9 protein-coding genes and 2 pseudogenes are annotated in these 11,856 nt (G+C 40.6%); 5 read left to right on the top strand and 6 right to left on the bottom strand.

The window, feature by feature from the left end:
* Together ACT8YW_RS19010 and trxA are read right to left on the bottom strand one after the other, a co-directional pair.
* Nucleotides 1-133, bottom strand: a pseudogene (locus ACT8YW_RS19010) (thiol reductase thioredoxin); the annotation flags it as partial.
* A gap of 17 nt (nt 134-150) precedes the next feature.
* On the bottom strand, nt 151-450 hold the full coding sequence (trxA, locus tag ACT8YW_RS19005) for a thioredoxin (protein WP_444106804.1): 300 nt from the start codon (nt 448-450) through the stop codon (nt 151-153).
* A 168-nt stretch (nt 451-618) separates the two neighbouring features.
* Between trxA and ACT8YW_RS19000 the strand changes: the two genes are divergently transcribed.
* The gene (locus tag ACT8YW_RS19000; RefSeq protein WP_444106803.1) at nt 619-1,746 is read left to right on the top strand and encodes a glycosyltransferase family protein; all 1,128 of its coding nucleotides are present in this window, start codon (nt 619-621) and stop codon (nt 1,744-1,746) included.
* A pseudogene (locus tag ACT8YW_RS18995) lies at nt 1,743-1,925 on the top strand (hypothetical protein). The gene ACT8YW_RS19000 and the pseudogene ACT8YW_RS18995 overlap by 4 nt, the downstream one beginning before the upstream one ends.
* Before the next feature lie 86 nt (nt 1,926-2,011).
* Here the strand turns inward: ACT8YW_RS18995 and ACT8YW_RS18990 are convergent.
* The 3 genes from ACT8YW_RS18990 to ACT8YW_RS18980 are packed head-to-tail and all read right to left on the bottom strand — an operon-like array spanning nt 2,012 to nt 7,605.
* Nucleotides 2,012-4,168 carry a S46 family peptidase gene (locus ACT8YW_RS18990; RefSeq protein WP_444106802.1) on the bottom strand — a complete coding sequence of 719 codons (2,157 nt, stop codon included), beginning with the start codon at nt 4,166-4,168 and terminating at the stop codon, nt 2,012-2,014.
* Nucleotides 4,169-6,328, bottom strand: a complete 2,160-nt coding sequence (locus ACT8YW_RS18985; protein WP_444106801.1) for a S46 family peptidase — start codon at nt 6,326-6,328, stop codon at nt 4,169-4,171.
* A 32-nt stretch (nt 6,329-6,360) separates the two neighbouring features.
* Entirely contained in the window at nt 6,361-7,605 is a 1,245-nt protein-coding gene (locus ACT8YW_RS18980; RefSeq protein WP_444106800.1) for an anaerobic sulfatase-maturation protein, read from the bottom strand.
* Between the two features lie 157 nt (nt 7,606-7,762).
* Here ACT8YW_RS18980 and ACT8YW_RS18975 point away from each other — a divergent pair, with 157 nt between their 5' ends.
* The 3 genes from ACT8YW_RS18975 to ACT8YW_RS18965 all read left to right on the top strand — a co-directional run bounded on the left by ACT8YW_RS18975 (nt 7,763) and on the right by ACT8YW_RS18965 (nt 10,937).
* Nucleotides 7,763-8,497: a DUF4369 domain-containing protein gene (locus tag ACT8YW_RS18975; RefSeq protein WP_444106799.1), complete on the top strand. Its 735-nt coding sequence runs from the start codon at nt 7,763-7,765 to the stop codon at nt 8,495-8,497.
* Nucleotides 8,498-8,539: 42 nt separating this feature from the next.
* Nucleotides 8,540-10,294, top strand: a complete 1,755-nt coding sequence (locus ACT8YW_RS18970; protein WP_444106798.1) for a hypothetical protein — start codon at nt 8,540-8,542, stop codon at nt 10,292-10,294.
* A gap of 166 nt (nt 10,295-10,460) precedes the next feature.
* The gene (locus ACT8YW_RS18965) at nt 10,461-10,937 is read left to right on the top strand and encodes a hypothetical protein (RefSeq protein WP_004306016.1); all 477 of its coding nucleotides are present in this window, start codon (nt 10,461-10,463) and stop codon (nt 10,935-10,937) included.
* Nucleotides 10,938-11,035: 98 nt separating this feature from the next.
* Here ACT8YW_RS18965 and ACT8YW_RS18960 read toward each other — a convergent pair whose 3' ends face one another.
* The gene (locus tag ACT8YW_RS18960) at nt 11,036-11,794 is read right to left on the bottom strand and encodes a lysophospholipid acyltransferase family protein (protein ID WP_004297350.1); all 759 of its coding nucleotides are present in this window, start codon (nt 11,792-11,794) and stop codon (nt 11,036-11,038) included.
* Nucleotides 11,795-11,856 lie beyond the last annotated feature (62 nt).

Here is an 11,856-nt window from a genome sequence, read left to right as displayed (position 1 = left end):
CTTTGTCCATTACGACGACTTCACCGTTACCTGTTACCTCTTTTTTACCTTGATTAGTTTCCCTACTGTCATTGAATGCGTATACAATTACGCTTGCCATGACGAGGGCTACCATTACTAATACTTTCTTCATTCGTTATTATTATCTTTTTATGTATAATGCTTCTCGATAACCCCTTGTAGTTCGCTACTATGGATTACGCCGGAATGTCTCCAGACAGCCTCTCCATTCTTGAACAGTATAAAGGTTGGTACAGCTTGTATGCGATATTTAGTAGCCAGGTCTTCATGCTGGTCAACGTCTATCTTTGCAATACGTGCTTTATCTCCCACAATAAGTTTTAGTTTTTCTAAAACCGGTTTCATTGCTTTGCAAGGTCCACACCATTCTGCAAAGAAATCAACTAAAACGGGCACTGGTGACTGTATTAAATCTTCAAATTTTTCCATAATCTTTTCTTTCTTAGAGTTAAAAAGCAGTCTTTGAAGACCGCAAATATAATTTCTATTTTATTATATAACGAGAAAAAGCTGATTTTGTTCATGAAATAGTAATCATAGAGTCATCATCTTGTAATGTGAAAGAGGGAATTTTGCGTATCTAAAAATAATGGAACTATGAAATTTTTATTTATTGTTCAAGGTGAGGGGAGAGGGAATTTTACACAGGCAATCACTCTCGAAGAAATGTTATTGCGCAATGGGCATGAAGTAGTGGAAGTCTTAGTCGGGAAAAGCTCGACATGTACTTTGCCGGGATTTTTCAATCGGAGTATTCATGCACCGGTGAAGCGATTCATTAGTCCGAACTTTCTGCCTACGGCAGATAATAAACGGGCGAACCTGACGAAAAGCTTTGCATACAATTTATTAAGATTACCGGAGTATCTTCGCAGCATGTATTATATAAATCAGCGGATCAGGGAGACAGGGGCGGAAGTTGTCATCAACTTCTACGAGCTTTTAACCGGACTTACCTATGCACTCTTCCGTCCCTCCGTTCCGTATATTTGTGTTGGACATCAGTATCTGTTTTTACATCGTGATTTCGAGTTTCCGGATAAAAATTCGTGCCAGTTATGGATGTTGCGTCTCTTTACCCGGATGACCGCTCTAAGATCTTCGAAGAAACTGGCTTTGTCTTTCCTGGAAATGGAACAGGATGATATGAATCAAATAGTGACCGTTCCTCCATTGATTCGTCAGGAAGTGACCGCTATCCGTCCGGAAAAGGGTGATTATATTCATGGATATATGGTTAATTCTGGGTTTGCTGATAGCGTGGAGAGTTTTCATGCGAAACATCCGGAAGTTCCTTTAACTTTTTTCTGGGATAGATCGGATGCTGAAGAGGTGACACGGATTGACGAAACATTGAGTTTCCATCAAATAGATGATGTGAAGTTTCTTAATGCTATGGCGGGTTGTAAGGCTTATGCCAGTACGGCAGGCTTCGAGTCTATTTGCGAAGCAATGTATCTTGGAAAACCTGTATTAATGGTTCCGGCACATATTGAACAAGACTGCAATGCCTATGATGCAATGAAAGCGGGGGCAGGAATAATCAGTGATTCCTTTGATTTGCAGCCGTTGCTTCGTTTTGCAGGAGAATATACTCCGAACCGTCATTTCGTTTATTGGGTTCGTAGCTGTGAACGTCGGATGATTCGTGAACTGGAGAAACTGGCAGCTTCACATTCAGAAATAACTTCAATACCAACATTCACTAATTATTTACCAATATGAAACTAAACAGAACGGATTATGTGCTTGAACGCGCATCAGATGGTGGCTATTATGCCTAGTTGACTGTAAATATGCAATGTAATGCTTATGGGGAATCTCCTGAAGAAGCAGTTCAGAATTTACAGAATATAATGAATGAGATGATTGACGAGATGTATATGGTGGAAGAGTTTATATAAATTGAAAATTGAGAATTAAAAATTGAGGAATAAAAGTTATGCCATCTAGCATTATATTTCTCAATTTTTAATTCTCAACTCTCAATTTACTCAATGCTAAGTTCGTCGATAATATGAGAGGCTCCTGCGTATTTATCGATGATAAACAAGGTATAGCGGATGTCAACACAAGCGGCTCGCTGCGATGAAGGACGGAAAGCGATGTCTCCTGTTAAGCCTTCAAAGTTGCGGTCGAAAGCAGTTCCAACCAGCTGACCTTTGCTGTTAAATACCGGGCTGCCGGAGTTTCCTCCTGTATTATCGGTGTTTACGATAAAGCAGACAGGCATTTCACCGTTTTTGCCATAACGTCCATAATCCTGGGAGTTATATAGCTCTTTTAGTTTTTGAGGCACTACGAATTCCCAGTTTCCCTGATCTTCTTTTTCCATCACACCTTTGAGGGTGGTATGAGCATCATATACCACACCGTCAGCCGGTTCATAAGAAAGCACCTGGCCGTATGTCAATCGTAAAGTAGAGTTCGCATCCGGATAAATCGGCGTTCCTTTTTCCTGTCTCATGTCCATCATGCCTTTCACCCATACTTTATGAGCTGCGTCATAGTTCTGATTGGCTTCTTTCATGGCAATAGCTGTTTTCAGAATTCCGTCGGTAACAGAATATTTGAATAATACCATCCAGTCATATCCTATTTTATATAAATTTGGTTTCTTGATAAACTTCTCAAAGTTTTTAGGATTGCCGAAAATGGAATGTTCGAAACAGGCATCAACGAAGGCGTCAATACTTCCCTTGAAACGGGAATTGATGATTTCGAAGATGTTGATTCGTTGTTCTGCCGGAATGTAGTTGGCATAAGTTTTCAACATTTCTTTGGCAACCATCCGTTCTACGTCCGGGAAGGGAACAGATGCAAAATACTTATCTCCTTCTTTCTTCAGTTTTAGTTTTGCTTCTTTTATTTGCTCTTTATCTTTCGATTTCAGAGCGGTAACCAATTCTGTCGTGGAAGGGATACGCATAAAATCAAGGGCGGTGACCAATGCTTCATTGATAGCCTGCTGATGATATAGCGCATCGCGTCGGTGAGATACAATAGAGCGAATCTCATCAAAGGCTTTCTGATACGAATCATCTCCCTTTTCACGGCCGCGGGCTAATAGTTCTTCTTGCTGTGCACGTTTGGTATCCAGTACATTGAGGCGTATCAGTCCTTCATTCATGCCGATTGCATTTTTCCAATAATTGGCCGAAGAAGCATATTTGCTTGCATAATGAATACGCACTGCCGGATCTTTCAGCATTTGCTCCATAAGTACTTTCTGACGGGCTCCGCGTACATGCTGGCGCATGAAATTGGTCGTTTGCATCCGTTCTTCCACTTCGTCGGCAATCATATACCGCCAGTTACGTCCGGGGAATCCCATGACAAAGGTGAAATCTCCTTCCTGAACTCCGGCGAGGCTGATCTTCAGATGTTTTTTCACTTGCAGAGGAACGTTGTTTTTAGAATATTTTGCCGGTTTTCCATTTTTGTCCGCGTAAATACGGAAGAGAGAAAAGTCGCCTGTGTGACGAGGCCACATCCAGTTGTCGGTATCAGCTCCGAATTTACCGATGGAAGAAGGAGGAGCCCCTACCATACGAATATCACTGTATACTGTTTTGATAAACAGATAATATTTGTTTCCTCCATAAAAAGCTTTGAGCTCCAGTTTTGTTGCAGGAGTTATTTCTATATTCTCCGCTTTGGCAAAACGTTCTGCTACGTTACCAAGATAACTTGGAGATAGATAATTGACACCATCCGGGTCCGGATCTTTTTTCAGTTGTTCGTTGACGTAATCGGTCACATCGAGAATCCGGTCGATAAGAGTGACGGTTAATCCCGGAGTAGGGAGTTCCGCATCACGGTTCATAGCCCAGAAACCATCTGTCAGATAGTCATGTTCTACATTACTATGTTGCTGGATAGCTCCATAACCACAGTGATGGTTAGTCAGTACCAGTCCTTCGGAAGAGATAACTTCTCCCGTACATCCTCCTCCGAAGTGTACAACAGCGTCTTTTAGAGAAAGACCATTTGAGTTGTATACTTCCTCTATCGGAATTTCGAGGCCAAGTTCGCGCATGGCAACAGCGTTCTGTGCTTTCAGATCGGTTAGCATCCACATGCCTTCGTCGGCGTGGATGCTAAGAGTTGCCAGTGAAAATAGGACAAATAGGATTTGTTTTCTCATTTATTCTACGATTGTCATTTCATTGATTAGGTGTCCGCAGTTTCCTAACTTTTCCAGAATGAACAGGACATAACGGATATCCAGGTTAATACAACGTTGCAGGTTGTTGTCGAAGTTGATGTCACCGCTTAATGATTCCCAGTTGCCATCAAAAGCGCAACCGATCAGTTCTCCGTTTTCATTCAGTACCGGGCTGCCGGAGTTACCACCGGTGATGTCGTTGGTCGACAGGAAGCAGACAGGCATATCACCATTTGGCAAAGCATAACGGCCATAATCTTTCTTTTCGATCAGTTCTTTCAGTTTGGCAGGTACAACGAATTCACGGTCTTCCGGATTTTCTTTTTCAAGAATACCTTTGGTGGTCGTATAGTAGTTGTAGTGTACGCCGTCTTTCGGATCATAAGGTTTCACGTTACCATAGGTCAGACGAATGGTAAAGTTTGCATCCGGATAAGAAGGTACAGGTAACTTCATTTCCCTCAGACCACGAATATAAGTTTTGTGCAACAAAGCCAGTTCCCGATCCATATCCTTGAGCTGGGAAGTCAGTGTATCCATCAAGTCGTATTTAGACTGGCAGTATTGCAGTGCCAGATCATTGTCAATCGCTTTCACTGAAGGCTTCTTTGTAAACTTCTCGAAGTTTGCCCGGTTGGCAAAAATAGAGTTGTCATACATATCATCAACGAATTTGTTATAATCGCCTTTATATTTCTGTTCAATAACCTTATAAATAGAAGGACGTTGGTTTGCCGGAATCATTTCAGCATATAAGGGGAACAAGGCTTTCGCTACCTTGCGGTCTACTTCATGATCGTAATCTTTGTTATGGATGCTTTCGTAAGTGCTTTCCAAGGCTTTCATGCGTGCTTCGATTACAGAATCGTTTTTCTCAAGCAATGCTTCGCGTGTTTTAGTCAACATCACATTGCCAAATTCGATAGCTCCGAAGAAAGTCTCTCTCAAACAGGTGTACTGATAGTTGAGAGGAGTTGTCTTAGCTACCAGGTCATCAATGTTCTTCACTACTGCTGCATATTCAGCATTGTTTTGTGCTTTTGCAAACTCTGCGAATTTGGCTTCTTGTGCAGCTTTTGTTCCCAATACATCATTATCGATGATGGCCTTATTCATGCCGATGGAGTTTTTCCAATAGTTACTGGAACCCGCATATTTGTTAGCATACTGAATACGGATTTTGTCACTGGCATTCATTACTTCTTTCAGGACAGCCAAACGTGCACCACGAATACGGATACGTGGATCGTTTTCCGATTCCATACGTTCTTTTACTTCTGATACAGTCAGGTAGCGGCTCGTACTTCCGGGGAATCCCATAATCATTGCATAATCTCCTTCTTTCAATCCTTTGATAGAGATAGACAAATGTTTCTTGGTTTTCAGTGGGACGTTGCTCTCGCTGTATTCTGCAGGTTCACCATTTGCATCTGCATAAATACGGAACATGGAAAAGTCACCGGTATGACGCGGCCACATCCAGTTGTCTGTTTCACCACCAAACTTACCGATAGAAGAGGGTGGAGCGGCTACCATACGTACATCCGGATATATTTTCTTATAGAAAAGATAGAATTTATTTCCGGCATAGAACGGAAGAGCTTGCGGAACAATTCCTTTTTTGTCTGCCAGATCACTTTTAAAGTAAAGATCATGAGCCAGCTTTTGAAGGAATATATTGCTGAATGATTCGGATTCGGTGATTTCTTTCGCCGCAATCTTGGCATTGACAATATCCGTAATATCTTCGATACGTTCGATAAATGTAAATTTCAGTCCCGGAGTAGGGAGCTCTTTGTCTCTGGAAGTAGCCCAGAAACCATCAGTCAGATAATCGTGCTCAACACTACTATGTTGCTGGATGGAGGCATAGCCACAATGGTGATTGGTCAGAATCAAACCTTCGGGTGAGATAATTTCTCCGGTACATCCGCCTCCGAATATACCTACGGCATCTTTAAGAGAAATTCCATTTGGATTATATAGGTCCTGTGCTTCCAGTTTTAATCCTTGTTTTTTCATCATGTCTATGGAGTGTTGCTGTTGCATCAGTTGCAATAGCCACATACCCTCATCCGCTTTAACGGAACATACAAAAAGCGCAGCCAGCGCTAATAGATAAAGTCTTAGTCTGTTCATTATTTAATGATAAAATTAAAATATATGATTGGTTAGTATTCAATTTTCAAATCTCCGTTCTTCAGTGCTTCCATGATATTAGCAGGCGGACGTTGATTCATCAGTTCGTTTTTCATAAAGTCCATATAAGGAGCTACATGCTTAAAGAACTGGTAATAGCCTTTGCATAAGTAATTCAATCCCGGTTCGCCTTCTGCCGTTTGGCTGAAACGATTTTTCGGGCATTCTCCGTTGCAGGCAAACAGGAACTCACATTCCTTGCATTGAGTAGGGAGAGACTGATATTTCATGTTCCCGAAATTGTGCTGACGCTCGCTATGCATCATTTCCAGCAGAGTTTTACTATAAATATTACCTAATTTATATTCGGGAAATACAAAATGGTCGCACGAATAAACATCTCCGTTGAATTCCATCACACCGGCATGACCGCAGGTTTTTGCCATTGTGCATATACCAGGCTGTTCGCCCATCCAATTCGCCAAAGTCGAATCGAATATTTGTACATAGTACTTGCCTACATCTTCTTTCACCCATTCGTCGAAAAGAGCACAAAGGAAGTTGCCCCATTGTTCCGGAGTGATTGAAAAATCGGCAAGAGTTCCGGCTTTATTTTCTGCAAGAGAAGCGAGGTGACGACCGTCCTCATGTGAGAGAATACGTTCAACGATAGGAGCGAACTGGATATACTGACAACCGATTTCTTTGAAGAAACGATAAAAGTCTAGTGGATAGTCGGCATTAAAGTCATTAATAACTGCCATCGCATTCCATTCCACCCCATGTTTTTTCAAAAGATTGATGCCTTGCATCACTTTCACAAAAGAGGGTTTTCCCATTTTATTTTTGCGATACTCGTCATGAAACTCCTGGGGACCATCGATAGAGACTCCTACCAGCCAATTATTTTCACGGAAGAACTCGCACCATTCGTCGGTGAGCATGGTTCCGTTGGTTTGGATGCAGTTGTCGATCGTTCGTCCGCGGGCATACTTTTTTTGTAGTTCCATCGCCTTTTTGTAGAAGGAGAGCGGTCGCATCAGCGTTTCTCCTCCGTGCCAGGTGAAAAGCACCTGCGGCATGGTTTGTGAGTTAATGTACTCGTCGATAAACTTTTCCAGAAGTTCATCGCTCATTACGTGTTTCAGATTGTCTTTGTATAGGTTGGCCTTTTCTAAATAATAGCAATAATCGCATGCTAGATTACATACGGCACCTACAGGCTTTACCATTACATAAAGCGGTTTGGCAAAAGGGGCAAATGTTGATGTTTTCATGACTGCAAAATTAGATAAACTAAATGAAAAAAATAGCCTTACACCTATGTTTATAAGGATTATTAAAGAAAAGAGTCTTACAAGATTTAAATATTGATAAAATGTTTCTTTGAATTCTGAATCAGTTGTACCTTTGTACCCAGAATTTAATGAATAGATGAACGTGAATAAAATTTTACCTTTTTTGCTTTTGCTTCCGTTTTTGGCTTCCTGCACCAGTAAGTACAAGATTGAAGGAACCTCTTCAGTGAATAGTCTGGATGGAAAGATGTTGTATCTTAAGTCCCTTCGTGATGGAGAGTGGGTGAAGCTGGATTCAGCTGAAGTAGTGCATGGTCTGTTCTCAATGAAAGGGAAAATAGATTCCGTACAGATGGTGACACTTTATATGGATGAAGAAAGCATTATGCCGATTGTGTTGGAAAATGGGAAGATAACAGTTACCATTAGCAATACAGACCTCAAGGCAGTCGGAACATCTTTAAATAATGCACTGTATGAGTTTATCAGCAAAAGAAACCAATTGGAAGAAAGCATTGGTGAACTGGAGCAGAAGGAAACCCGTATGGTACTGGATGGAGGCGATCTGGATGAAATTCACGGTCAGTTGGTGGTGGAAGGAGACTCACTGATGAAAGCAATGAATCAGTATGTGAAAACGTTCATCTCCGATAATTACGAAAATGTGCTGGGACCCAGTGTGTTTATGATGCTCTGCAGCTCTTTGCCCTATCCTATTATGACTCCGCAGATTGATGATATAATCAAGGATGCTCCTTATTCTTTTAAAGATAATAAGCTGGTTAGAGAGTTCCTGTCTAAAGCAAGAGAAAACATGAAGTTGATAGAAGAACATCAACGATTGGAACAAAATGCTTCAACAAATAAGTAATACTTGAGTTTTTTGTGTATTTTTGCACAAAACTCAAGTAAAGTGAAAACGACTACTGTTTCGGTATACGCCGCTTTCTTTTTTATTTTAGTCTTATCGGTTTCTTGTCATAGAGATTCGGAGGCCCCCGATGCGGCATTCCAGAGGATTGAAATGTGCATGGAATCTCTTCCGGATACAGCTCTGTATCTATTAAAGTCAATACCTCATATTGAAAAATTGCGTGGAAAGTTGCAGGCAGATTATGCACTTTTATTGACGCAGGCGATGGATCAGAACTATGTGAAGTTTACTTCTGACTCATTGATTGCACTGGCGCTGAATTACTATACTGTAGAGCATGGTGACTCAGTTACGCGTGCTAAAGCACAGTATTATTATGGAAGAGTGCTGCGTGAATTGGGCAAAGATGAAGAGGCTTTGACGTTTTTGTCTTCGGCAAAAGAAATGTTCGGGAAGATTCAATGTTGTAAGATGTTTGCAATGGCTACTGATGAGATAGGGATGATTAACCGGAAAAAGAGATTGTATCAGGAGTCATTGAAGAATTTTTGGGAGTCATATACGATCTATGAAGAGTTGAAAGATTCTTTGAGTCTTGTCAGAGCCGGGCAAAATATAGGCCGGGCTTATTTGTTTCAGAATAAATGGGATAGCTGTTATTTCTATTATACTTACGCTTTAGAACTAGCCAGGAAAAAGCAATATCCGTCTGAAGTTTCCATTTTACATGAGTTGGGGATACTGTACCGTTCTATGGGAGAACTAAAAAAGTCAGAACGCTATTTTCTTGCTGCTTATGAAAAAGAAACGGATGAAGAAAGGAAATACGTAGAGTGTATGTCTCTCGGCTATTTGTATATACAGATGGGTGATGTAGAGAATGCCCGGAAATATTTTAAGATGAGTATCAATTCTTCTAAAGAATATACCCGTATTGACGCATATAACAATTTATACTTTCTTGAAAAAGATATTGATAATTTTGAAGAAGCGATTATCTACCATGAAAAAGCGGACTCTATCGTGAATGTATTGGATGAAGTCGATTCGCAGGAGTTGATAACAGAACTGCAAAAGCAGTACGAGAACGAGAAACTCCGGAATGATAATCTACAACTGAAAGTGGACCGTACAGTTTTTATATTTTGCGGTACGGTTATTTTCCTGATTGTGGCCTTCTATATGTGTTATTACTACTACAAAAGTAAAAATCACAGGAAGAAGATTGCCGAAATCGAATCCCAGATTAGAGATAATGAAGAGGAGATAAAGCGATACCAGCAGGAGATGGAAGAAATCCAGGAGTTGAAAGATCAAGTACTGGAAGAGAACCGCATACTGGAAGAAAATCGAATGAAGGTAGGCGAGTTGAATGGAAAGATTGTACTTCTAAGTATGCAGAACAAAAACTTATCGGGACTATTGAAAGAACTGGGAGGAGAATTAACTGTCGGACCCTCTTCTGAACAGTACATATCCGCTTTTCGTCTGCTGCTTGCTATCAAAGAGGGAACATTAAGAGGTAAATTGTCTAATGGAGAACGCTATAAATTGTTTAGTCTGTTTGATTTACTCTATTCTAATTACGTTACCCGGTTGCTTGACAAAACTCCTTTATTAACTAAACATGATCTTGAGATCTGTTGCTTTCTTAAATTTGGACTGACCAATGAAGAACTGGCGCGTATTTTTCAGACCTCTTCCGATTCTGTTACCAAAGCAAAAGGAAGGCTGAAAGGTCGATTAGGCATTTCTCCACAAGAAGATTTGAATGTGTTTTTAAGGGATTTTTGATAAATAAAAAATGAATTGTCCGGGTCATTAATAGAACGCTAATCTGTATTTGATTGAAATGTAGGTGTTTACGAAAAAATCAGGCGCACTGATTTTGTCCGGGTGACTTTTTTTGTGTTTTCGGATGCATGCTGTACTTTTGACACAACAAAAACCAAATAGCTATATGAAAAATCCTAATGAATTATCTGCCGCCTCTTCTTTAAGAGGTGACGAATTGCAGTTAATAGAACAAAAAGCCAGCATTGTTGTCGGAATAGCAAATTCTCGCACCAGGTTACGGATAGGAATTCTATTAAGTAAATATTCAGAGTATCAGGTGGATTATATATCCTCCGAGAGTGAGATCGGTAAACTGATTGAAGAAGCCGACTTGATTATTGGTGCGGGGATTACCGCTTACGAAGGGGTATTGCGCCGAAAGCCGGTGATTGTAGTGGGTGATTATGGCTTGGGAGGTCTGGTTACTCCGGATACATTCCGCAAGCATTATAACAATCGGTTTAGAGGGAAGATTAATGGTGTCAGAAATGAATCTTTCTCATTAGAGAATTTAGAAAAGGAAATTTATAAAAGTTTTAATTTGACTTTTCAAGAATTACAAATGATGTCAAACCAAACCATAACCTTGCAAAACATCTAAATATCTGAATTTCTTAATTTAATAGTTTGATGCATAAAACTGGTTAGGAATATGGGGGTGCGTGAGCATCCCCATATTTATATAAGATTATGTACTGACTATCGGTCTTGATCTTCGTTTTTCACCATTCCCTTGTATTGTTCCGGCAGGGCGCTTTCAACCGCAGCGTAGGCCTCTGCCATGGTTGCCTTGATATTTTCCATTCCTTTCCCTTTGGGAGGAATAGGCTCGTGAATAGTCAGAATCATGCGATGACGGTGTATCCATTTGCCTGTGCGTGGCAGAATCTCGAATGAGCCGTCAATGGTGACGGGTACAACCGCCAACTGTAAATCATCAGCCAACTGGAAAGCGCCTTTCTTAAAGTATCCCATGTGTCCTGTAAATGTACGCGCTCCTTCAGGAAAGACTACGAGAGAAACCCCGTCTTTCAATGAGTCTTTTGCCTGCCGGATTGTTTCCAATACTTTTTTAGGACCAGATCTGTCTACAAAGATATGTCCTGCACTTTCACAGGCTTTTCCTACAAACGGCAGTTTGCGCAGGCTTTTTTTCATCATCCACTTAAAGTTTCTTCCGATGAAGCCGTAAATAAGGAAAATATCAAATGAACCCTGATGGTTAGGTACGAAAATATAGGAAGTTTTGTCATGCAACTTTTCACGTCCCTCAATCTTCACGGGAATCAATAGAAACAGACAAATTAATTGTGACCAAATCTTCCCCGGATAATATCCCCAGATGTGGGCTCCTCCCAAGAGAGAACCTACAATAGTGACGATTGCCGTGAGGATGGTCAACACTAATAAAATAGGCAAAGCGATGCAAATCTGATAAATATAATACAGTATCTTCATAGGGTTGGATTTTTATCCTGCAAATATACATGATTATTGGTAAAAAAGAGAGGCAGATGTGA

This window comes from Bacteroides sp. (assembly GCF_052357945.1).
In the GTDB taxonomy this organism is placed as follows: Bacteria; Bacteroidota; Bacteroidia; order Bacteroidales; family Bacteroidaceae; genus Bacteroides.
The sequence above is the reverse complement of the archived record's forward strand: the minus strand, read 5'-3'. Positions and strand labels throughout refer to the sequence as shown.